Origin of the sequence: Tepidicaulis marinus (assembly GCF_000739695.1) — a bacterium.
Lineage (GTDB): Bacteria > Pseudomonadota > Alphaproteobacteria > Parvibaculales > Parvibaculaceae > Tepidicaulis > Tepidicaulis marinus.
On the sequence record NZ_BBIO01000003.1, the window covers coordinates 1 to 21,484 of the forward strand.

General features: G+C 59.5%; 20 protein-coding genes and 1 tRNA gene. 8 read left to right on the plus strand and 13 right to left on the minus strand.

Annotated features, from left to right (window positions below; all coding sequences use genetic code 11):
- Positions 1-641 (plus strand): efflux RND transporter permease subunit (locus M2A_RS03505; protein WP_045443098.1); only part of this gene is annotated, 641 nt, incomplete at its 5' end.
- A gap of 345 nt (positions 642-986) precedes the next feature.
- Here the strand turns inward: M2A_RS03505 and M2A_RS03510 are convergent.
- The 4 genes from M2A_RS03510 to M2A_RS17935 are packed head-to-tail and all read right to left on the minus strand — an operon-like array spanning position 987 to position 6,782.
- Positions 987-4,151, minus strand: a complete 3,165-nt coding sequence (locus M2A_RS03510) for an efflux RND transporter permease subunit (protein ID WP_045443101.1) — start codon at positions 4,149-4,151, stop codon at positions 987-989.
- A gap of 11 nt (positions 4,152-4,162) precedes the next feature.
- Positions 4,163-5,137 (minus strand): efflux RND transporter periplasmic adaptor subunit, encoded by a 975-nt coding sequence (locus tag M2A_RS03515; RefSeq protein WP_081875362.1) that lies wholly within the window; start codon positions 5,135-5,137, stop codon positions 4,163-4,165.
- Between the two features lie 5 nt (positions 5,138-5,142).
- On the minus strand, positions 5,143-6,435 hold the full coding sequence (locus tag M2A_RS03520; protein WP_045443104.1) for a TolC family protein: 1,293 nt from the start codon (positions 6,433-6,435) through the stop codon (positions 5,143-5,145).
- 56 nt (positions 6,436-6,491) lie between these two features.
- The gene (locus M2A_RS17935; protein ID WP_156101666.1) at positions 6,492-6,782 is read right to left on the minus strand and encodes a hypothetical protein; all 291 of its coding nucleotides are present in this window, start codon (positions 6,780-6,782) and stop codon (positions 6,492-6,494) included.
- 410 nt (positions 6,783-7,192) lie between these two features.
- On the opposite strand from M2A_RS17935, the gene M2A_RS17100 reads away from it, so the two are divergent.
- Positions 7,193-8,863 (plus strand): recombinase family protein, encoded by a 1,671-nt coding sequence (locus M2A_RS17100; protein WP_052379178.1) that lies wholly within the window; start codon positions 7,193-7,195, stop codon positions 8,861-8,863.
- Between the two features lie 38 nt (positions 8,864-8,901).
- Here the strand turns inward: M2A_RS17100 and M2A_RS03530 are convergent, their stop codons facing one another.
- The 4 genes from M2A_RS03530 to M2A_RS03545 form a co-directional block, all read right to left on the minus strand.
- On the minus strand, positions 8,902-9,087 hold the full coding sequence (locus M2A_RS03530; protein ID WP_244444368.1) for a hypothetical protein: 186 nt from the start codon (positions 9,085-9,087) through the stop codon (positions 8,902-8,904).
- 312 nt (positions 9,088-9,399) lie between these two features.
- A complete protein-coding gene (locus M2A_RS03535; RefSeq protein WP_045443110.1) occupies positions 9,400-9,858 on the minus strand; it encodes a hypothetical protein in 459 nt (152 codons plus the stop codon).
- Positions 9,851-10,924 (minus strand): helix-turn-helix domain-containing protein, encoded by a 1,074-nt coding sequence (locus M2A_RS03540; protein ID WP_197052825.1) that lies wholly within the window; start codon positions 10,922-10,924, stop codon positions 9,851-9,853. The genes M2A_RS03535 and M2A_RS03540 overlap by 8 nt, the downstream gene beginning before the upstream one ends.
- Positions 10,925-11,180: 256 nt before the next feature.
- Positions 11,181-11,256 (minus strand) — tRNA-Ala (locus M2A_RS03545).
- A 191-nt stretch (positions 11,257-11,447) separates the two neighbouring features.
- On the opposite strand from M2A_RS03545, the gene M2A_RS03550 reads away from it, so the two are divergent.
- From M2A_RS03550 to M2A_RS03570, 5 genes are all read left to right on the plus strand, one after another.
- On the plus strand, positions 11,448-11,741 hold the full coding sequence (locus M2A_RS03550; protein ID WP_045443115.1) for a YggT family protein: 294 nt from the start codon (positions 11,448-11,450) through the stop codon (positions 11,739-11,741).
- On the plus strand, positions 11,738-12,097 hold the full coding sequence (locus M2A_RS03555; RefSeq protein WP_244444369.1) for a DUF167 domain-containing protein: 360 nt from the start codon (positions 11,738-11,740) through the stop codon (positions 12,095-12,097). The genes M2A_RS03550 and M2A_RS03555 overlap by 4 nt, the downstream gene beginning before the upstream one ends.
- A gap of 11 nt (positions 12,098-12,108) precedes the next feature.
- Complete coding sequence (gene folD / locus M2A_RS03560) at positions 12,109-13,005, plus strand: bifunctional methylenetetrahydrofolate dehydrogenase/methenyltetrahydrofolate cyclohydrolase FolD (RefSeq protein ID WP_045443680.1); 897 nt, start codon at positions 12,109-12,111, stop codon at positions 13,003-13,005.
- 15 nt (positions 13,006-13,020) lie between these two features.
- The gene (locus M2A_RS03565) at positions 13,021-14,022 is read left to right on the plus strand and encodes an aldo/keto reductase (RefSeq protein WP_045443118.1); all 1,002 of its coding nucleotides are present in this window, start codon (positions 13,021-13,023) and stop codon (positions 14,020-14,022) included.
- Positions 14,023-14,176: 154 nt separating this feature from the next.
- A complete protein-coding gene (locus M2A_RS03570) occupies positions 14,177-15,565 on the plus strand; it encodes a serine hydrolase domain-containing protein (protein ID WP_158597266.1) in 1,389 nt (462 codons plus the stop codon).
- On the opposite strand, the gene M2A_RS03575 is transcribed toward M2A_RS03570, so the two are convergent.
- From M2A_RS03575 to M2A_RS03590, 4 genes are all read right to left on the minus strand, one after another.
- Positions 15,562-15,981, minus strand: coding sequence for a hypothetical protein (locus M2A_RS03575; protein ID WP_052379179.1), 420 nt, complete (start codon positions 15,979-15,981; stop codon positions 15,562-15,564). The genes M2A_RS03570 and M2A_RS03575 overlap by 4 nt on opposite strands.
- 159 nt (positions 15,982-16,140) lie before the next feature.
- On the minus strand, positions 16,141-16,686 hold the full coding sequence (gene ppa, locus M2A_RS03580; protein WP_045443124.1) for an inorganic diphosphatase: 546 nt from the start codon (positions 16,684-16,686) through the stop codon (positions 16,141-16,143).
- A 10-nt stretch (positions 16,687-16,696) separates the two neighbouring features.
- Positions 16,697-17,926: an argininosuccinate synthase gene (locus M2A_RS03585; RefSeq protein WP_045443127.1), complete on the minus strand. Its 1,230-nt coding sequence runs from the start codon at positions 17,924-17,926 to the stop codon at positions 16,697-16,699.
- A gap of 224 nt (positions 17,927-18,150) precedes the next feature.
- A complete protein-coding gene (locus M2A_RS03590) occupies positions 18,151-19,449 on the minus strand; it encodes a DUF3422 family protein (protein WP_045443130.1) in 1,299 nt (432 codons plus the stop codon).
- 229 nt (positions 19,450-19,678) lie between these two features.
- On the opposite strand from M2A_RS03590, the gene M2A_RS03595 reads away from it, so the two are divergent.
- Positions 19,679-20,272 (plus strand): 2-hydroxychromene-2-carboxylate isomerase, encoded by a 594-nt coding sequence (locus tag M2A_RS03595; RefSeq protein ID WP_197052826.1) that lies wholly within the window; start codon positions 19,679-19,681, stop codon positions 20,270-20,272.
- 237 nt (positions 20,273-20,509) lie between these two features.
- On the opposite strand, the gene M2A_RS03600 is transcribed toward M2A_RS03595, so the two are convergent.
- Positions 20,510-21,400, minus strand: a complete 891-nt coding sequence (locus M2A_RS03600) for an MOSC domain-containing protein (protein ID WP_045443136.1) — start codon at positions 21,398-21,400, stop codon at positions 20,510-20,512.
- Positions 21,401-21,484: the final 84 nt, after the last annotated feature.

The following is a 21,484-nucleotide window of genomic DNA, read 5'->3' on the forward strand; positions in this document are numbered from 1 at the left end:
CTGATGCGAAGGAAGCGGTAAACGGCGCGCTCGATCTGCCCGCCGGCTATTCTATTTCCTGGTCCGGGCAATATGAATATCTCTTGCGGGCACAGGAGCGGTTGACGCTGCTGGGGCCCGTCATGGTGCTCATCATCGCCATGCTGCTTTATTTTGCCTTCAAGGATATCCGGGACGTGCTGATCATCATGGGCACTCTGCCATTCGCCTTGGTGGGCAGCTTATGGCTGATCGACATTCTGGGATACAACCTCTCTGTCGCCGTAGCAGTCGGGTTCATCGCGCTGGCAGGGGTCGCCATCGAGGTGGGCGTGCTGATGATCATGTATCTGAGGCAGGAGCTGAAGGCCTTGCGTGAACTTGCATTGAACGAGGGCCGCGCCCCATCGCGCGAAGAAGTGGAGAACGCCATCCGCCAGGGCGCATTGCGGCGCTTGCGCCCGATCGTCATGACCTTCCTGACGGTGATCGCAGGGCTCTTGCCTGTCATGCTCCTGGAAGGAACGGGAACGGAGGTCATGGCCCCCATTGCAGCGCCGATGATCGGCGGCATCCTGAGCGCCACGGCACTAGCATTGATCGTCATTCCATCGATCTATGCCCTTTGGCACGGCGGCGCAGCAGAACGCCGAGACGTCTAAACACGCGCGCCCAAGACGACGGAGGTACGCCTTATTCACAGGAACGAATGTCAAATCGTTGAGCACGGCGCAGCCGTGCGAATAAGCAGGAGGCCGCATTAGCGGCGGCGGGTGGGCCCACCCGCCATATCCTGCCCCCGAAACGACAGGGTAATTTCGTGCGATTTCATTCAAACTCGTGCGATCTAGTGCGAACCTATGCAAACTCGTTCAAACTCATTCAATCGCATGGAAAATCATACACTTAGAGCTTTGAGTGGCTTTAGACGGGCTAGCTATTCGTCAGCGGCCGCGCAAAGCGAAAGGGAGGGCGAGATTTGCTGACCAAGCCCTCCCATAAGTCACTCAAGCTTCCCTGGCGTGAGCCAGCCGGTAGATGGCAGGGAGCACGAGAAGCGTGAGAAGCGTCGAGGAGATGATCCCGCCGATCACCACGGTAGCAAGCGGACGCTGAACCTCGGCGCCTGCGCTTGTGGCGAGAGCCATGGGCACGAAGCCGAGCGAGGCAACCAGCGCTGTCATCAGCACCGGGCGGAGCCGCTTGGCGGCACCCTCCCAGATCGCTTCATCCAGCTCCTTGCCTTGCTGGCGCAGGTTCTTGATGAAACTGATGATGACGAGGCCGTTCAGCACGGCAACGCCGGAAAGCGCGATAAAGCCGACCCCTGCCGAGATGGAAAGCGGCAGGCCCCGCAAGGCGAGGGCGGCCAGCCCGCCGGTCAGGGCGAGGGGAACGCCGGAGAAGACGAGCAGCGCGTCCTTTGCGTTACCAAGGCTGGCAAAAAGAAGCGCAAAGATGAGCACCAGCGCCGCCGGAACAACGATGCTGAGCCGCTGCGCTGCCGAGACGAGTTGCTCGAACTGCCCGCCCCATTCGAACCAATAGCCGGGGGGCAGGCTTACTTGGGCATCGACGGCGGCTTGTGCCTCCTCGACAAAGGAGCCGAGGTCCCTGTCTCTGATGTTGGCGGAAACGGTGATGCGGCGCTTGCTGTTTTCCCTGCTTATCTGGTTGGGGCCGGGTACGAGGCGGATATCCGCCACGGCCTGGAGCGGCACGACACGCGGCATCGCCCCATCGAACGGCGAATAGGAGACAGGTTGCGCCGTTTCATCCTGATGCTCCGGCGGCAGGGGAATGGGCAGGTCCCTTAACCGGTCGATATCTTCCCGCAGATCTTCGGGAAGGCGGACGATGACGGGCGTGCGCCAATCTCCCTCATAAAACGTGCCCGCGCGCGCCCCGCCCATGGCAGCACGCACCACCTCCTGAATATCCGCCACATTGAGGCCGAAGCGGGCCGCCATGTCCCGCTTGATCTCGATGGACAGCACCGGCAGGCCTGAAACCTGTTCCACATTGACGCCCGAGGCGCCCTCGATCTGCCGCATGACCGCTGCGACTTCATTGGCTGAGGCCAGAAGCGTGTCCATGTCATCGCCGTAGATCTTGATGCCGAGATCGGCGCGCACGCCGGAAATCAACTCATTGAAGCGCAGTTCGATGGGCTGGGAGATTTCGTAATTATTGCCAGGCAGTGTTGCCAGGATCGCATCTATCTCTTCCAGCAGCGTTTCCTTAGACTTGCCGGAGTCCGGCCATTCGTCTCTCGGCTTAATCATGACATAGCCGTCGGAGATATTGGGGGGCATGGCATCTGTTGCCACTTCAGCCGTGCCGGTTCTTGCAAAGACTTCCCGCACCTCCGGCAGTTCCAGCAACGCCTTTTCGATTTTCTGCTGCATCTCAACCGATTGGGTGAGGCTGGTGCCCGGTGCACGCAGCGCCTGGACAGCGACATCTCCCTCATCGAGGCGGGGGATGAACTCCGTGCCGAAGCGTGTTGCACCCAACGCCGCGATAACGACAAGCACGACGGCTCCGGCCGCCACGGCCTTCTGATGCCGCATCGCCCATCCAAGCGCCGGGTCATAACCCCTTTGCGCCCAGCGCATGACAGGACTTTCTTTCTCCACCACATCACCGCGAATGAAGATGGCGATAGCAGCTGGCACGAAGGTGAGTGCCAGCACCATGGCCGAGAGAAGCGCGATCACGACGGTGAGTGCCATGGGGGTGAACATCTTGCCTTCAACGCCGGTGAGGGTGAGGACGGGCAGATAGACCACCGTAATAATGAACGAACCGAACATAGCCGGTGTCATCACCTCCCGCGTTGCGTCCGTCACAACAGCAAAGCGGTCCTTTATGCTCAGTGTATGGCCGAACCGTTTCTGCTCGTCCGACAACCGCCGCAGGCAGTTTTCGACAATGATAACGGCGCCGTCGACAATTAGCCCGAAGTCGATGGCGCCGAGGCTCATCAGGTTCGCGCTGATCTTGTATTCCACCATGCCGCTCACCGTAATGAGCATGGAAAGGGGAATAACCGCTGCCGTAATGAGCGCTGCACGGAAATTGCGCAGCAACACGAAGAGCACCACAATGACGAGGGCTGCGCCTTCCACCAGATTGGTGCGGACCGTGGCAATGGTTTTTTGAACCAGAGAGGTTCGGTCATAGAGCGTGGTGATCTTCACGCCGGGCGGCAGGCTCTTTTGTATGGATTCGAGCTTCGTGCCGACATCCGCCGCCACGTCCCGGCTGTTTTCACCGATCAGCATGACTGCGGTGCCCAGCACCGTTTCTTTGCCATTATGCGTTGCTGCGCCGGTACGTAGCTCCTTTCCGAACGTAACGTCCGCCACATCATGCACATAGATGGGGCGTCCTTTATGTGTACCGAGCAGGATTTCGGCAAACTCATCCGCTTTTTCTGCCTGACCCGGTACACGGATGAGATATTGCTCGCCGCTGCGCTCGATATAGCCTGCGCCGACATTGATATTATTATGTTCGAGCGCACGCACCACGTCGTGGAAACTGAGATTATATGAGGTGAGTTTATAAGGATCTGGCACGATATGAAGTTGGCGCTCATACCCGCCAATCGCATTGACTTCGACGACACCGCCTACGGTGCGCAGCTGCGGGCGCACCACCCAGTCATGCAGCGCCCGGAGGTCCGACAGCGTATAAGGCACGCCTTCTTCAGTCAGCACACCAGGTTCAGCCTCTACCGTGTACATGTAGATTTCGCCCAGGCCTGTTGAGATGGGCCCCATGGAGGTTTCGACATCGGCAGGAAGTTCGCCTGATACAGCCTGAATGCGCTCGCCGATCAATTGACGCGCGCGGTAAATATCCGTTCCGTCCTCAAAGACAACCGTAATCTGGGAAAGGCCGTAGCGAGAAAGAGACCTTGTGTAGTCCAGCCCCGGAAGGCCGCCCATTGCCGTTTCAAGCGGGAAGGTCACGCGCTGTTCCACCTCCACGGGGGAATAGCCGGGAGCGGCGGAATTTATCTGCACCTGGATATTCGTGATATCCGGCACGGCATCGATGGGCAGGCGTGTGAAGTTGTAAATGCCGAAGGCGGCGACAAATGCTGTGGTCAACAGGACCAGCCAGCGATGTGCCACACAGAAGGAAACGATACGGGAAATCATGCGCGCCTCCCTTAATGCGAATGGGAGGCGGCATTTTTGCCCGCCTCGGCTTTGAGAATGAACGCGTTGTCCGCCACATAGGGCTCGCCAGGCGCCAAACCATCAAGAAGTTCGACATGGGTGTCGTCCGCCTGGCCGAGTGTGATCCGGCGCTCTTCGAATTCCCCCGCTCCGGCAGGCACATATATGACGGGATCCGGCCCTTCATACTGGACGGCACTGCGTGCAATCACGATGGAAGCTTCGACCGGCTGCAAGCTAACCTTGGCGGTGACATAAAGACCTGGATTGAGATGGCCTTCAACATTTGGAATAACAGCGCGCGCTAACAGGCTTTGCGTGTCCTGCGCGGCAATTGGCGATACGTAACCGATTTCCGATGTAACGGGCTTGTCATCCACGCGCCCTTCGAAGGTGACGGCCTGCCCCTCCCGTATGAGATCAGCATCATGCGTGTGGATCTGAAGATCAAGCCAGACTGAACCGAGGTCGGCAATCACCATCAAGGTGTCGCTGGTGCCCGCATATTGGCCTGGTGCAACATTCCATTGTACGATCTGCCCGCTGCTTGGCGCGCGCAGGGTATAGGCGCGCAGGCTTTCATTGCTTTCCATCACGGCGAGCGCATCGCCTTCTTCGACCTTTTCGCCGAGCCGTTTTTTCACATCCAGAACGACACCCGAAAAGCGCGGCACGATGTGAACCAGTTTCTCCTGATTGGGGCGGATGAGGCCGAACACATTCAGTGAGGGGGTGATTGTTCCTGCCTCGGCCCGGCGGATGCCGAGCTCCGCCGTTGCAAGCTGATCTTCGGAGAGATGGATTGTTCCTTCCTCATGCTCTCCTTCTTTGTGCTCTTCTTCATGCTCCTTATCCTCGTGGTGGTCATCTTCTTCTTCGTGTGGCCCGCTGGCGTAGGCTGGAGCGGCAAGAAGGAGCAGAACGCTGAGGAACAGGAACATCTTCTTTGGGGTGGTATTTTTCATGTCAATTACTCTCCGGCTTTGCGGCGGGATGCGGCGCCGGTATTCAGAAGGTCGAGACCGGTTAGCCCGGCGATTTCGGCAGCGGCATTGCGGCAAGCGAGCACAGCCTCTACAGCCTGAATTTCGCTTTCTATCTCCGTTTGCGTAGCACCTAGAAGATCGAGCACGCCGAAGCGCCCCCGGATATAGCCGTTGCGAATGGTCCGAGACGTCTGCTCTGCGGCAGGCAGGACAGAGCGGTGCAGGCGCTCCGCTTCACCACACCGGCCAGTATAGGCCTGATAGGCTTCCTGCAGTTTCCGGCTCAACTCTGCGTGAGAAAGCCGTACACCAAGATCAGCTTGGGTAATGCGGCTCGCAGCTGCATCGATATTGCCTCTGTTCCGGTCGAAAACGGTGAGGGGGATCGAGAAGGAAACCAGAAAAGCGCTTTCATCCGTCGCATTGAAATACCTCGTGCCGGCACTGATAGTGGGGTCCGGTACGGCCTTTGCCCGTTCAAGGTCGAACGTGGCCCGGCGCTGCTCGACTTCCGCGCGTCTACTCTCAAGCAGGGGGTTTTCTTCAAGACGCGTATTCAGTTCCTCAAAAGACGGTAGATTACTGTCAGGCACGCCAAAGGTCCCGGCTGCCTCTACGGGACGGTAGGCAGGCTCGGACCACAGGGCCAGAAGCGCCTGCTGCGCTGTGCGCAATTGTGTCTCGCTGTTCGATAACCGGATTTCGGCCAGATCGAGCGCGAGCTGTCCCCGGTTCAAGTCTGCTTCTGAAGATGCGCCCCGTTCCACCTTTTCGCGCAAGGCAGGCAAGAGACGCTTGATGGCCTCCGCTGCTTCTTTGGCGGCTTTTACCTGTTCCTGGGCGGCAAGCAGGTGATTGAAGGCAATCGAGACATCTTTCTGGAGGGCCCGTTCGGTTGCGTCCCGGGCCGCTTGCGATACGGCTTCGGCTTGTTGTGCCGCTTTCACGCGCGCCGCGCGTTTACCGCCAATCTCGATGCGCTGGGACAGGCTTACGGTAAAATCAGCTTCGTCCAGGCCCTCATAAGGGCCGGAGCCGAGAATGTTTTCCGCCTCTGCCCCGATTTCGGGGTTGGGTAACACGGCAGCTTGCTGGGAGAGGGCTTTGCGCTCCTCAAGTCCCTGTGCCGCTCTTTCAACAGAGAGGTTCTGAGTGAGGGCAATTCGGACGGCTTCAGAGAGAGTGATGGGGTGAGCGGCAAGCGCGGGAACTGTCTGCGCAGAGAGCAGACACGCGCCAAGCAGCCCCTGCCGCAATAAGCGGGTACTGGCTTTCATGGATCACCTGTAGATAGAAGGATATCTCAGAGCGCCCAGCGTGGGGCGCAGTGCATTCAGGCGATCAAATCTTGAGGAGGTGGCCCATCGGGAGTGTGGGCAAGGCTTTCAGCATCAGCTGCACGACCTGGGGATACGCAGGCTTCACCGAAAAAAGCCCGCGCAAGCTGCGGGGCCGGCACGTCCATGTGCTGGAAAATGTGGCAGACTTCGCATTTATCGGCACCGGGCGCAGCATTGCTGTGGTCAACACTTTCGCCACTGGCGCTTAAGCCCTGCGTCGTTCCGTCAAGAATCACATCATGCGCGCTAGCCAGCGAAAGCAGGCTGAGCAAAATGCTGATCATAACGATTCTAGAGGTTAGCCTGACCATGGCAATCATTATGCGCAGCAGCCCGCCAAAAGCAATATGAGTCCTTTGCTGTGGCTAACGGTCGCAAGTGCGAACTCCTCATGGGAATAGCTCTGAACACTTTCTGGTGTGCTGCCTATATCGTGCGCAACGGACCGTGATCTCGTGCAATGACATGCAAACTCATGCAAGCACATTCAATCTTGTGCAAACTCGTTCAATGGGTTCGAGAAAGCGTGCTTAGAAAATTCGAAAGCAATGGTGGGTTTGTTTGGTACCTATCTTCCCTATCAGAGCGGAATCGCTTATTTAGGATCACGTCCCCAGCTCATACCCCCGCTGCATGAGCCAGGCATCACATCAAAAGCAAGTTGTGGCCCAGCGTAATCCGGGCCGGTGAAGCCATGCGCATTGCAATCTACGCTCGATATTCGAGTGACCTTCAGAATCCTGCATCCATTGAGGATCAGGTTGCCCTTTGTACCTCCTTGATGGAGCGTCATTTCGGCGAAGCGAAAGCCAAAGCTGTCTTTAGTGATGCGGCGCTTTCTGGCTCTACAATGTCGCGCCCTGGCTTAACTGCTTTGCTTGAAGCTGCGGAAAACCGTGACATTGATCTTATTGTTGCTGAAGGGCTTGACCGTATATCGCGATCCCTGTCGGACATTGCGTCGATCTATGAGCTTTTGCAGCATTATGGCGTAAAGGTTTGGACGGCACACGAGGGTGAGGTGAGTGATCTGCATGTTGGGTTCAAGGGAACGATGAATGCGCTTTATCTGCGCGACATGAAAGACAAAGTGCGCAGAGCACATAGAGCGATAGCGACGGCCGGAAGGGCAACCTCAAGTGTGGCTTATGGATATAGAGCTGTTCGCGGGGTTGTGGATGAGCGCGGTAAATACGTAAATGGCCTGCGCGAGGTGGACCCAAATCAGGCTGTGATTGTGCGCCGAATTTTTGAAGAATTTACCTCCGGTATCCCTGTCAGGCAGATTGTGCAATCGCTGAATGATGAGGGCGTTCCCTCGCCGGGTGGAGGATTGTGGCGTACGGCTGCGATAAGTGGGGAGGCAAGCCGGTTTCGCGGCATTCTGTATAATGATCTTTATCGTGGATTGCTGGTATATAACCGAACGCATCGAGTCATGGACCCGCGCACCGGGCGGAAAAAGTATGTTGTCAATCCAATCGGAGATTGGGTCAAGGTGCCGGTTCCGGAATTGCGGATTGTTTCTGATGGTCTTTGGTCAAAGGCGCAGAAGATTATTGGAGAGCGGCGGCGAAATCGAAGTGTTTCCAATAAGGCTTCTGTTAGGCGGCATAAGGTGCCCGTCAAGGGTGCGCAAAATGTTCGCCCTCTGACGGGATTGGTCAAGTGTGGATGGTGTGGTGGTATAAAGAACCTGGCTAACAGCACAAGATATGTTTGTGTGACGCATAGGTTTGAGAAGAAATGCAAAAACTCGCGTGGATGGCGAGAGGACCGGCTCGCGTCGGTGTTTCTTGCTGAACTTTCCAACTTTATTGCCAGTGTCGATGATTGGAATGCGATGTTTTCGGGCGGTATTGAACGAGAGCTAAGAGAGCGGCGTGAGCTGGAAAAGGAGGCGGCAGCGCTTGAGCTTCGTATTGCCAGGCTTCTGGATGCTATCGAGCATGGCGTCAAAGTTGACTATAATCGGCTGACGGAGCTGCAGGAGCGACGTGATTATATTTTGGCATTGCCGCCAGTGCCAAAGGCTGGCGTATCGACAACCACAATCAAGCGTCACCTTGTGCGCGCGGTCGATGTGATTGGATATGAGTGGGGTAATCGCAAATATGCTGCATCAATTCGGATGCTTTTGCATTTAATCACGGACAAGATTGTGTGCACGCCGATAAAGGACAAGCGGACGGGTGAGCACGTTGAAATCATGTTCAAACCGCCTGCACAATGGCTTCAGTTTTACATGCGCGTTCATGCTGATTGGCCGTATGTCGGCAAGACATCTTCGGGAGAGGTTATTAAGCGTCCGGCGCCCGCACGCTCAGTTCTGCGCAACACATATCTGGCAGTACCGGGAGATTAGAAACTGCCCCGGAGACAAGCTCCGGGGCCAGGCTCTGATCATTCCTCGTCGTCTTTCTCGATGCGGCGGATGACCATGCGGCCGTCGAGAGGAAAGCTGTTCAGGCTCAGATTGAAGCCGTCGCCGTCTTCATGCTCCCAGGCGCCGCCAATGCGGTTCCAGAACTTCTTGCCCTTGCCGGTTTCGATCACCTGAAAGACGCGGTGTGTCGGTTTGTTGCTCATGTTCGTCTCCATCGAATGGGGTGTCCGTCTATGGCTGCCGGAAGGGCGGACAGCGGGACGGGGCTCAAGCGACGGCAGGAGCGGCCTCAAAATGGCGCCTGGCGCGGGCAGCGGCCGGAACGGCCGCAACACGGGGCGCCTCTTTGGGGTTGAGCACCGGCACGGGAGCGCCCAAGCAGACAAGCCGGGACGGACAGCCCGATGTGAGGCGCAGCTGACATGAGCCCGACAGCGGAATTGCTGACCAGATCGCGGCAAGCAGCACGACGACGCATAGGCGAGGCATGGGGCAAGAGGCTGGATGAGAAATAATCAGCCAACCGGCCGTTCCGGCCCGCTACGCGCCATCTCGCGCAGAATGGCATCGATCCGGGCCTTCTCCTCCGCCCGCTCCTCGGTAGGCGGCTCCTCAAGCTCCCAGAGCAGGGGCAGGCGCTGCAGAACCGGGTCCAGATCGACCGCCACAAGGTTCTTGCCTGAGCGGTCGTAGATGCATCTCAGCCATCGCCGCCGCTCGAGACGGCGCAGTGTGCGGCGGATCGCTTTGGGTGTCTTGCGGTGTAGCCCGCTCCAATACCGAAGCCGTGCCGGAATCACCAGGTCCCGGCGGCGCCACTTCTCCTGATCCTCTTCGAGCGTTACCAGAAGCGTCAAAAGGTGCCATTCCTCATCGGATTGCCAGCGGGAGACCTTGGAGAAAGTCAGCACCAGCATCCGCATCAGCTCAAGCTGAGGATTCACCACGCGCAGCATATGCTCAAGCTCATGCATTGCCGCCTCCCTGCCTGCAAAGCGATCGCAGGTTGTGATGGATCGTTTGTCTCAAAATCGAGGATTGCAGCATGGAGAAGAGGTAGGCCCCGGGGTTTTTGATCCCCTGCCGGTCCACGGCCACCAGAACGGCCGCAAGCGCCGCCCAGCCATGCCGCTCGACGGCTTTCTGCCAGGCGTCCGGCCTGATCCGCACGTATTGGCGCACCAGCCAGCCGATGGACCGCGATACGTCCTGCAGGGCCGTATGCGAGGGTTCTCCGCAAAGCAGCTCCTCCAGATGCGCTGACTCAAGCTGGCGCTGCAGGGTGGGGGAGGCCTCCGCCATGAGGCAAACCAGATCCTTGTCGCTGGCCAGAGGCTCTGTCTGCGAGGGGGCTGGAGGAGGACACGGCCGGCACCCTTCTGCCTGCTCTTGTACAAGGTCTGTAAGACCAGAGGTTTTATTGTAGAGGTTTAGGTTGTCCCTCATGTCATGTCTGGATGCACTGGTAACCTTCCCGGGTTCCGGATCCTCTGCACTTTCCACAGGGGCCGGGATATCGAGGCGCTCCTCGTGCAGCCGCTCCCGCTCTTCCCTCAGCTCCTCATTGAACCGCGCATAGGCCGCCTCGAGCTCCGGCAGGCGCCGGGCGAGGGGGCGCAGGTCAATGCCGCCCGCCCCGTAGCGCTGATTCGCCCTGGTATAGCGGCGCACCAGCCAGCCGCGCTCTTCCAGCAGGGCCAGCAGGCGCACAACGCTGCGCTTGTTGAGGCCGCACAGCCCCGCGATTCGTGCGTTGCTCAATGTGCATTTGATGGTCTTACCGCTCTTCCAGGCCTCGCGCGGCGTGTGCTGGACGAGCACATGCAGGACCTTTTCGGCTTTCCCCGGCAAGTCCGGTTCCACAAGCACAAAGGCTGACCCGACCAGTGACCCTGCCCTGATCGATGCGTAGTGGGGATCCCCCTCAAACTGTTCGGCAAGCATGTTCACGCTCTCGAAATTCTCCGCGCGCTTGGCGAAGCCCCTTGCATGAACAGCTTCGTGTCCGACGTGCGTTTCAGTTGCAGCTACTTGTTCCATATGCATTTCGGCATCGGCTTAATGCCCTGCGCACTGCCCAGGCAGTTGACAACAGGGTTCCGTCGCCTAAAATGCACTCACAGTTCAGGCGAGCGCATTCAAAGCGTTTCTCAAAGCCCCGCAGTTCCCGCTGCGGGGTTTTTACTTTTCGGAAAGCATCAAGCCTAAATCACAGCCGTTCCCTCATTTAGGGCTTGTCGGCTCCAAGGTGGTTCATGCTAGAATCACCATGTCAGCGCGTGATGCGACGGGGATATGGTGGAGCCGAGGGGAATCGAACCCCTGACCTCGTCATTGCGAACGACGCGCTCTCCCAACTGAGCTACGGCCCCATAAGGCGGGCGGCGGGCGCCCGGAATTCGGGTTCTTTAGGGCCGGGAGGCGGGCGCTGTCAAGAGGCGAGGCAAGAGCGTGCGCCCGCCAAAGCGGCGCCAGGCGCGGCGGCGGGCATCTTGCGCAAGGGGGCCAGCGCGTTTACATCTAAGCCTCGGGATTTTCTCACAGATTCGCAAGGCGGCGGCATATGCCCTTTCTCAATATCATCATGCTCGTTATCCAGCTTTACATCTGGATCGTGATCGCGAGCGCTATCTTAAGCTGGCTCATCGCCTTCAATGTGGTGAACACGCAGAACCGTTTCGTCTTCACGGTGGCCGATATGCTTTACCGGATGACGGAACCTGCCATGCGGCCGATCCGCCGGGTCTTGCCGGATCTGGGCGGCCTCGACCTTTCGCCAGTGGTGCTCATTCTGGGACTTATCCTGCTGCAGGACATCATCGCCTATTATGTCGCCCCGGCGCTGATGGGCTATTGAGCGGCGGGCCGGAGAAAGCAGGGGAGAAGGGCGCGGGGCTGCGCTCTCATCCCGAAGGCCTCGCGCTTACCTTGAAAGTAGTGCCGGGGGCCAAAGCCAGCCGGATCGATGGCTGGGAGGAAGATGCGGACGGGTCACCTCTCTTGCGGCTGCGTGTGAGCGCGGCGCCGGAAAAGGGAAAAGCGAACGGGGCCGTTTTGAAACTGCTTGCCAAGTCGCTCGGTCTGCCCGCCGGGCGTCTTCGCGTTTTGAGCGGGCAAACGGGCCGCACGAAAGTGGTATTGATTGAAGATGCGCAGCGGCAAGAGGGCGGGGCTCTGACGGCCCGGCTCGAGGCGGCTGCCAGGAAAAAATGACGGAAGATGGGATGACGGCACGGATCATCGACGGCAAAGCCTATGCGGCGGGCCTGCGCGGGCGCATCGGCGACCATGTGGCGCGGCTTCAAAAAGACCATGGGCTGACGCCGGGCCTTGCGGTTGTGCTGGTGGGCAACGATCCGGCAAGCGAGGTCTATGTCCGCAACAAGGGCATTGCGACGAAGGAAGTGGGCATGAACTCCTTCGAGTTCAAACTGCCTGCGGATACGAGCGAAGAAGACTTGCTTGCGAAAGTCCGCGAGCTCAACGCCGATCCGTCCGTGCACGGCATTCTTGTGCAATTTCCGGTGCCGGATCAGATCAGCCAGCAGAAAGTCATCGATACGATTTCGCCGGACAAGGACGTGGACGGGCTGCACCCCGTGAATGCCGGGCGCCTTGCCAGCGGGCTTGACGGGCTTGTTTCCTGCACGCCGCTTGGCTGCCTGATGCTGATCAAGGATGTCATGGCGGATATTGCAGGCAAGAACGCGGTGGTGATCGGCCGCTCCAATCTTGTCGGTAAGCCGGTGGCGCAGCTGCTTTTGAAAGAGAACTGCACCGTCACGATCGCTCATTCGCGCACGGCGGATCTTGCCAAGGTGGCCGCCAGCGCGGACATTCTCGTTGCCGCGGTCGGACGCGCAAAGATGGTGAAAGGCGACTGGGTGAAGCCCGGCGCAATTGTCATCGATGTCGGCATGAACCGCATTCCCGCGCCGGAAAAAGGCGAAGGCAAAACCCGCCTTGTGGGGGATGTGGATTTTGAAGCGGCAAAGGAAGTGGCCGGCGCCATTACGCCGGTGCCCGGCGGCGTCGGTCCCATGACGATCGCTTGCCTCTTGCACAATACGCTCATTGCCGCTTGCCGCCAGGCCGGGATCGCCGCGCCAGAAGGATTGTAAGGAAGGCCTATCGATATGGAACAGCGCCCGCTCGGCTCTTTATGGCCCGTCAGTCTGCTCACCCTCGGGGGCGGAGGGCTCGGTCAGGTCTGGGGTGAAACGGACCGCGAAGAAGCGGTGGCAACGGCGCGCGAGGCGGCCGGTCTCGGCATTACGCTGTTCGATATGGCCCCGCTTTATGGGCGCGGGGAAGCGGAAGCCGTCATGGGCGAGGCATTTGGGGGAAAGCTGCCCGAGGGCACGCGGGTGACGACGAAATGTTTTCTGGGCTCGCCAGAGCCCGGCGATGTTTACGGCAAGCTCGAAGCCTCGCTCCGCCGCAGCCTTGACGCGATGAAGCTGGAGCGCGTCGACCTCTTTTTCCTCCACACGAATATCTGTCCGGACGATTACGTCTATCAGCACGATGCGCAAACGCAGACGCGCTGGGCAACGCGCTGGAGCCTTTACGTGGACAGCGTTATTCCGGCGATGGCGAAGCTGAAGGCAGAAGGACTGATCGGCGATTGGGGGATCACGGGCACGGGCCTGCCGAAATCCATCATGGATGCGCTGCGCCATGAGGAAAAACCCGCCGCCGTCCAGGCCGTAACCAATCTTCTCGATTCTCCTGGGTCCATGCGCCGCTATGACGAGCCGCCGGAGCCGCGCAATATCATCCGCACGGCGAAAAATAACGGTGTCGGGGTGATGGGTATCCGGGCGGTGCAGGCCGGCGCGCTGACAAAGGCGCTCGACCGGGACTTGCCGGCCGATCATCCGGAAGTGCGCGATTATGAAAAAGCGGCCCCTTTTCGCAAATTATGCGCGGAGCTTGGCGGGGACCCGGCGATCCTTGCGCATCGCTATGCGCTTTCCATGGACGGGGTGGATACGGTCGTGCTCGGCGTGAAAAACCGCGAGGAGCTGCGCGCCTGCGCCAAGGCGGCGGAGGCGGGCGTTCTGGAGCCGGAGCTGCGCCAGAAGATCGACGGGCTGCGGCTCAATTTTCAAATCCCGCGCATGCCGATCGATTGAGCGGCATCGAGGGGTAAGGATGAGGGGGCCAATGGGGCGGATTTTTTCAGCGGGTTGTGCGCGCCTCTCACCGGTGCTGTCCTCTTTTCTGTTTCTCGCGTTATTCACGCTGGCCTTGCCGGCCGCCGCCGACCGCTACCGCGAGGGGCAAGGCATGCTTTCCTGGCCCCAGGAAGAGATGGTTCAGGCGATGGAGCTTTATGTGCCCCGCCGCCTTGCCGAGCTTGATGTGCCGGGCGCGGCCATTGCCGTGGTGCGGGACGGGCAGCTTGTCTATGAAGGCACGTTCGGCCTTGCCGACACCTGGAACGGCGCGCCGGTGACGAAGAAGACGCTCTTCGAGGCGGCCTCGCTCGGCAAAAGCGTCAGCGCTTACGGCATTCTCATTCTGGCGCGGGAAGGTTTCCTGCCGCTGGATGCGCCGCTTCAAAAAGCACTGCCCCGGCCCTGGCCCATGGAAGGGGGCGATGTTTCCGCCCTGACGGCGCGCCAATTGCTCACCCACACATCCGGTCTCGGCAATAATACCGCCGCGCCCGACAGCGAGCTTGCCTTCGCGCCGGGGCGCAAGTTCTCCTATTCCGGTATCGGCTATATGTATCTGCAACATGCCGTGGAAGAGATTGCGGCGGCGGATTTTCAAACCGTGATGCGCGATCTTGTCTTCGCGCCTTTCGGCATGGAGGAAAGTTATTTTGCGCTGCCGCCGGCCTCGCTCGGAGCCCTGGCGCGCGGCTATGTGCCGGTGCTGCAGCCGGTGCTGATCATTCTTCTGCCTTTCCTTGCTCTCAGCCTGATCTTTATCGGCGCGGGCTGGGCGCTTTACCGCTTCGCGCTCGACCGGCCCAAATATTATTGGACGGATGCTTTACCGCCTGCAGGCCTTGCCTTTGTCACTGCGGTGGCGCTGGTCTGGCCCTATATCGGGACGGGGCGCATGCCGTTCATCCTGATCGTGACGATCGCTTATCTTGCCGCCCTTGCCGTTCTCTATTTTATTGTCAGTTTTCTTGCCGGGGTGCTCGGCTTTTACGGACCGCGCGACGGCACGCTTTCGCGCGGGGATGAGGGGAGCGGGCGGCTTGTCAGCGCTGTTTCCTTTCTTATTGCCATTGGTCTCAGCGTCGCTCTTTTGAGTCAGCATATTCCGGTGCCGCGCATGCCGGCGGGCGAGCTCAATGCGGCAAACTCTTTGCGCAGCACGGCGGGCGATCTTGGCCGCTTCGTGGCGGGCTTCATTCAGGCGCGCCGTCTGGGGACCGAATGGCGCGAGCGGATGGTAAGCGAAACCGTACCCGTGAGAGATGGGATGGAATGGGGGCTCGGCATCGGCATGCGCGAAGCGGAAGGGCGCAAGACCTATTGGCAGTGGGGCGCCAATCCGGGCTTTGCCTCGCTCATGGTGATCGATCCGGCGCGCCGGGGCGGCGTTGTCATTCTCACCAATTCATCCGATGGCGATAAGCTTGCTCAGGAAGTCGCGGGCCAGGTGCTGGGGCTTCAGCCGGGCTGGGAATTGCCCGCTGCCGCCGTTCCCTTTTAAGAAGGGGGCCTTCCCTTTTCCAGCGCCGCCTTTGCCTTCGTCACTGCCTTTTCCATGCGCGCGCGGAAAAGCGCGCCGGCATTCGGCGGGCGCAGCATCACCTCGATCAGTTTGATCTTATTGTCCTCGCCCAGCGTGATGAGGTCGATGCCTTTGAATTCAATGTCATCGATCTTGCCGGAAAATTCGAGCGCCCAGTCCTTGCCGTCGATCCATTCACGCACATACTTGATGGGGCCGAGCGCTTCGGGTACGCAGCTCATGATGACGAAAACCTCGATGCCCTTGCGCTCTTTCCAGTAAACCGGCGTGCGCAGTACCGCATCTTCGGCAAAGAGCGCGGGCAGAAATTTCGCATCGCCCGTTTCGACGAATTGATGCCAGAGTTTGTAGGTCTCTTCGGCGCTTTGCGGCATGACTTTCTCCCTTCAGCGGATGCAAGCATGCGCAAGAGGGCGCAGGCCGCGCAAGGGGGCGGGCGGTTCAGTTTTGCAAAAGTACAAGTGCGGGGGCGGGCAACAAAAAACCGGCCCGTTTTTCAGGGACCGGTTTTCAAATCTTTAAAGAAGCCGGACTTACTCGGCGGCTTCTTTTGCGTTCTTCGCCGCTTCGATGCCGGTGACGATGAGGCCCGCGGCTTCTTCCGGACCGCCCCAGCGGTTGACCTTCACCCATTTGCCGTCTTCGAGGTCTTTATAATGCTCGAAGAAATGCGCGATGCGTTTGATCAAAATTTCCGGCAGGTCTTCGTAAGACGCAACATTCTTGTAATAAGGATTGAGCGCATCGACGGGCACGGCGAGAAGTTTTTCGTCCTGGCCCGCTTCATCTTCCATCATCAAAACGCCGATGGGCCGGCAGCGCATGATGGCGCCGGGCACGACCGGAATGCGCGAGACGACGAGCACGTCCACCGGATCACCGTCATCGGACAGCGTGTGGGGCACGAAGCCGTAATTGCAGGGATAATTCATGGAGGTGTGGAGGAAACGGTCCACCACCAGTGCGCCCGATGCCTTATCAAGCTCGTACTTCACCGGATAGCCGCCATGGGGGACTTCGATCACGACATTGATGTCGTAGGGCGGGTTCTTGCCAATCGGGATGGCGTCTAGACGCATGATACCTCTGCTATGACTTTACGCGGTTGTTACGGGAGCGAAGAAGACGCAGGCGCAGCGCATTCAGCTTGATGAAGCCTTCCGCATCGCGCTGGTCGTAAACGCTGTCTTCTTCGAAAGTGACGTGCTCCATGGAATAGAGCGAATAGGGCGAGGAACGCCCGACAACGGTGGCATTGCCCTTATAAAGTTTGACGCGCACGGAGCCCGTCACCATTTCCTGGCTCTTGTCGATCAGCGCCTGCAGCATCTCGCGCTCCGGGCTCCACCAGAAACCGTTATAGATAAGCTCGGCATAGCGCGGCATGATTTCATCTTTCAGATGCATGGCGCCCCTATCGAGGGTCAGACTTTCCATGCCGCGGTGGGCGGCAAGCAGCACCGTGCCGCCCGGCGTTTCGTAAACGCCGCGGGACTTCATGCCGACGAAACGGTTTTCCACAAGGTCGAGCCGGCCGATGCCATTGTCCCCGCCTAGCTTATTTAGCTTGGTGAGAAGGGCGGCGGGGGACAGCTTTTCCCCGTCGATGGAAACGGGATCGCCTTTTTCAAAACCGATCTCGATATAGGTCGGCTTGTCGGGCGCCTCTTCCGGGGAGACGGTGCGGCTGTGGACGTATTCGGGCGCTTCTTCGGCCGGGTCTTCCAGCACCTTGCCTTCGGCGGAGATGTGCAGAAGATTCGCGTCCACCGAGAAGGGCGCTTCGCCGCGCTTGTCTTTGGCGATCGGGATCTGATGCTTTTCGGCGAATTCGATGAGCCGCGTGCGCGAGGTCAGGTCCCATTCGCGCCAGGGGGCGATGACCTTGATCTCCGGGTTCAGCGCGTAATAGCCGAGCTCGAAACGGACCTGGTCGTTGCCCTTGCCGGTTGCCCCGTGGCAGACGGCATCGGCGCCCACTTCGCGCGCAATTTCGATCTGGCGCTTGGCGATGAGGGGGCGGGCGATGGAGGTGCCGAGCAGGTAGATGCCTTCATAAAGGGCATTGGCGCGGAACATCGGGAAGACGTAGTCGCGCACGAATTCCTCGCGCAGATCCTCGATATAGATTTCCTTGATGCCGAGCATTTCGGCCTTCTTACGGGCCGGCTCCAGCTCTTCGCCCTGGCCGAGATCGGCGGTGAAGGTGACGACCTCGCACTCATATTCTTCCTGAAGCCATTTCAGGATGATGGAGGTGTCGAGCCCGCCGGAATAGGCGAGCACCACTTTATTGACGTTTTTCTTGCTGTCGCGCATGGCGTGTCCCTTCGCTAAGGGTGGCGGCTTGCCGGTGTTTCCGGCCATGTCCCTAAGGCCGGTGCCGGGACGCTGGGCGGCCCTTCGTGTTGCGGCGCACTATAGGCAAAAGCCCCCTAGAGACAAGGGGGCGCAAGGTCTTTCAGCGTCTTTCCGGGGCTTTCGTGTGCCGTTTGGCCACTCTTTCAGCCGCGGCGGGCCGGAGGGCCGCATTTTTTCCTCACTCAGCTACCTTTCAGGCGTTTTCTCACCGAGCGCACGCCCAGATAAACCGCCACCAGCATGAGGGGGGCGAGGATGCCGACCGCCAGATTGGGATGGACGGGCAGGCCCGCCTCATGGGCGGCCTCAAGCGCATAGTGAATGATGCCGAGCAGGTAATAGGAAATGGCGACGGCGGAGAGCCCTTCCACCGTCTCCTGGAGGCGCACTTGCAGGCGCACGCGGCTTTCCATGGATGACAGCAGGCTCTGGTTCTGTTCCTGCACCGCGATTTCCACCCGTGTGCGCAAGAGGCCGCTCGCCCGCGCGATATGCTGGGAGAGCGTATCGAAGCGGCGGTCCATCGCCTCGCTGGTGCTCATAGCCGGCGCCAGGCGGCGCTCCATGAAGGTGGAGATTTGCTGGATGCCGGGCAGCTTTTGCTCATCGAGCTCGCCGATGCGCCGCACCACAAGATCGTAATAGGCCCGGCCAGCGGAAAAGCGGAAATCGGTGCGTGCGGTCAGCTGCTCGACGCGGGCGGCAAGGGAGGTAAGCTCCTGCAATTGGCGCTGCTCGTCCGCCAGGCCCTTGATCGAGGCGGTTTCCGTCGCGATCCGGGCAAGCTCCTGTTCCATATTGGAAATTTCAGGGGCAAGCGCGCGGGCGAGCGGGAAGGCCAGAAGCGCCATCATCCGGTAGGTTTCGATTTCCAGAAGCCGCTGCACGAGGCGGCCCATGCGCCCCGGCTTTAAAGACTGGTTGGCGATGAGAATGCGCGACAATCCGTCTTCATGCAGCGTGAAGTCGGTCCAGGCCGCCGCTGCGCCGCCCGCCACCCGCGCGCCGATGAGGCGCTGGGGATCGAAAAGCGTATTCAGATGCGGGTCGATTTCTTCGCTCGGCGCGCTGACCACGGCGAGATTAATGGCGACGAGCAATTCGCCGGAGAGTTTCTCTTTCCAGTTTTCCGGCAGCGCGCTTAAAGGCGGATGGGCGAAAGCCTCTTCCGGTTTCCGGTTCTCGCTCAGATATTCGAAAAACGTATAGGTGGAAAATTCCGTATGCCGCTCCCAGACGAGCTTACGGTTGCCGAGCTCCAGCACCAGGTGGTTGCCGAATTTTTCCGGGGCTTTCGCGCCGAACAGCGCGGCCAGTTCGCGCAAGTGAATGCGCTCGCCTTCAAAGCCGTTTTCCCCGGTGAGCAGCGCCAAATGGGTGCAGATCATCGGTCCCGGCACTTCGGCGGGCGGGCGCGAATGCACTTCGTTCGTCAGCTTCTCGCGCTGGGGATGTTCGTGAAACGGGCTGAGTTTGACCACGGCAGGTGTTCCGGTGGGGTTGAAGGCCGGTGGGGTTGAAGGAAAGGCCGGTATAGAGCGGATCGGGTGCTTTCCGCAAGGGCGGGCTGGTGATGCCGCGTGGGCGTTGCATACGTTCTTCTTCATTTCCGCAAGTCAGGCGGCGCCCTTGAAGGATCGCCGCGCAGGGCTCCGCGTGCTAGGAAAAGGGCAATAGTGAGCCTTTAGTAAGCCTTTTGCGGGGATGGATATGGCGAAAATCGAGTTCTGGTACGAGTTTGCGAGCACCTATTCTTATCCTGCCGCGATGCGGGTGGATGAATTTGCCAAAAAGGCGGGGGTGGAGGTTATCTGGCGGCCCATGCTGCTCGGGCCGATCTTTTTCGAGCAGGGGCTGCAGGATTCCCCATTCAATGTCTATGAGGTGAAGGGGCGCTATATGTGGCGCGATCTTGAGCGGCTCTGCGCGGCTTATAAGCTGCCCTTCAACAAGCCCTCACACTTTCCGCAGAATGGGCTGAAAGCCGCGCGCCTCGCGCTTGCCGGCATGAAGGAAGGCTGGGGCGAGGATTTTAGCCGCGCCGTTTACCGGGCGAATTTCGTCGACGGGCTGACGATTTCCGATGACGCGGTGCTCGCCGAAGTGCTCGATCTTGTCGGCGTCGAGCCCGAAGAAGCCTTTGCCGCCGCTTTCACGCAGGAAAATAAAGACGCGCTGCGCGCGCAGACCGATGAAGCCTGGGAGCGCGGCATTTTCGGCGCGCCGAGCTTTACGGTCGCAGACGAGCTCTTCTGGGGCCATGACCGTATGGAGCAGGCCTTCAACTGGGCGAAGGGGAAGTGAGGCGTCTATGCCTCGTGATGCAGGTGCCGAATAAGAGGCCTCTGCCGGCTTTCGAACTTGCAGCAAGCATTGGTATGGACCCCGGGACAAGCCCGGGGTGACAGCATCGGTAAGATAACAGGCACTGTCTGACTTCACATACCAAGTGTCACCCCGGCCCCCGAGCCGGGGTCCATGTGGCGTCTCTTCTCATTGCAACTTCTGCATGGGTTCTTCGTGCCGAGCGCTGAGGCGAGGTTATACCTGCACCTCATCCCCAACCTTCACCGCGCCGGGGCTTGCGACATTCGCATAGACGGAGAGATTGTGTTTCGTCTCGCGCACCAGCGTGCGCATGATTTCCGGATCGCGCGGAATGGCACCTTGTCCATGCGGGGCCTGCTCGCGCGTCGTCATCACGCAGCGCATGCATTCGATGGCAATGTCGAGAGCCGCGCCGCCGAGCGTGACCTTGTTGCCCACCCAGGAAAATTCGGCGAGCGATGAAAGTTTTTCATCGTCGGCGATCAGAAAGTTCGGGCGGAAGCGGCGTACATCGAGCTTCGAGGAAGGGGTGAGTTCCTGAAAGCGGCGCAGCGAGGCTTCGGTGAGAAGGTTCACCGGATAAAGATCGAAATAGGTGCCGCGCGGGCTTGCATATTCCATGACTTCCGACAAAAGCTCGCCCGGAATGGCGCTGAGATCGGGCAGTGTTTCATCTTCGCGCACGCCGAACATGGCGCGCATATTCGCCTCGAGCTCTTTCTGGGAAGCTGCCGTTTCATTGATGCGGTAATGGGCGCTGTCTTCGGCCGGCTGCAGCGGCCAGAGCGTGACTTCCCGCTCCAGCGCTTTGGAGAGACGGGCATTGACGTCTTTTTCCTGCGAGCCCGTCTTGCTGCCGTCGGGCAGTGTGATTTCGACATGCGGCACGGTGCCTGCCGAGGTGCCTTCAAGGTAGCGGGCCGAGCAATGCAAGAGGCCGGGAATATGTTTGGCGCCGCGAATGGTCCGGCTCTGCTCATCGCGCACCGCCCAGCCCCGGTCGAAAGGAATACCGCCTTTCGTGAGCACGGTTTCCTCCAGCCGCTCGCCCTGCATGGACTTGACCGGATAGCGCCAGATTTCTTTCACACTGAATGCGGTCATGACGGCCTCCCTCCCTTTTCTCTTCGCGTTTGGCGGAGCGTAACGCGGAAAAAGGGGTGCTGTCGCCTCACAATCGGGAAAGGA

Coding starts and splice junctions, on each gene's coding strand:
- M2A_RS03550 (WP_045443115.1), top strand. CDS start 11,448: ATGCCCTTTCTCAATATCATCATGCTCGTTATCCAGCTTTACATCTGG.
- M2A_RS03595 (WP_197052826.1), top strand. CDS start 19,679: ATGGCGAAAATCGAGTTCTGGTACGAGTTTGCGAGCACCTATTCTTAT.
- M2A_RS17935 (WP_156101666.1), bottom strand. CDS start 6,782: ATGATCAGCATTTTGCTCAGCCTGCTTTCGCTGGCTAGCGCGCATGAT.
- M2A_RS03530 (WP_244444368.1), bottom strand. CDS start 9,087: ATGAGCAACAAACCGACACACCGCGTCTTTCAGGTGATCGAAACCGGC.
- folD (WP_045443680.1), top strand. CDS start 12,109: ATGACGGCACGGATCATCGACGGCAAAGCCTATGCGGCGGGCCTGCGC.
- ppa (WP_045443124.1), bottom strand. CDS start 16,686: ATGCGTCTAGACGCCATCCCGATTGGCAAGAACCCGCCCTACGACATC.
- M2A_RS03570 (WP_158597266.1), top strand. CDS start 14,177: ATGCTTTCCTGGCCCCAGGAAGAGATGGTTCAGGCGATGGAGCTTTAT.
- M2A_RS17100 (WP_052379178.1), top strand. CDS start 7,193: ATGCGCATTGCAATCTACGCTCGATATTCGAGTGACCTTCAGAATCCT.
- M2A_RS03575 (WP_052379179.1), bottom strand. CDS start 15,981: ATGCCGCAAAGCGCCGAAGAGACCTACAAACTCTGGCATCAATTCGTC.
- M2A_RS03535 (WP_045443110.1), bottom strand. CDS start 9,858: ATGCATGAGCTTGAGCATATGCTGCGCGTGGTGAATCCTCAGCTTGAG.
- M2A_RS03520 (WP_045443104.1), bottom strand. CDS start 6,435: ATGAAAGCCAGTACCCGCTTATTGCGGCAGGGGCTGCTTGGCGCGTGT.
- M2A_RS03600 (WP_045443136.1), bottom strand. CDS start 21,400: ATGACCGCATTCAGTGTGAAAGAAATCTGGCGCTATCCGGTCAAGTCC.
- M2A_RS03565 (WP_045443118.1), top strand. CDS start 13,021: ATGGAACAGCGCCCGCTCGGCTCTTTATGGCCCGTCAGTCTGCTCACC.
- M2A_RS03515 (WP_081875362.1), bottom strand. CDS start 5,137: ATGAAAAATACCACCCCAAAGAAGATGTTCCTGTTCCTCAGCGTTCTG.
- M2A_RS03585 (WP_045443127.1), bottom strand. CDS start 17,926: ATGCGCGACAGCAAGAAAAACGTCAATAAAGTGGTGCTCGCCTATTCC.
- M2A_RS03540 (WP_197052825.1), bottom strand. CDS start 10,924: ATGGAACAAGTAGCTGCAACTGAAACGCACGTCGGACACGAAGCTGTT.
- M2A_RS03510 (WP_045443101.1), bottom strand. CDS start 4,151: ATGATTTCCCGTATCGTTTCCTTCTGTGTGGCACATCGCTGGCTGGTC.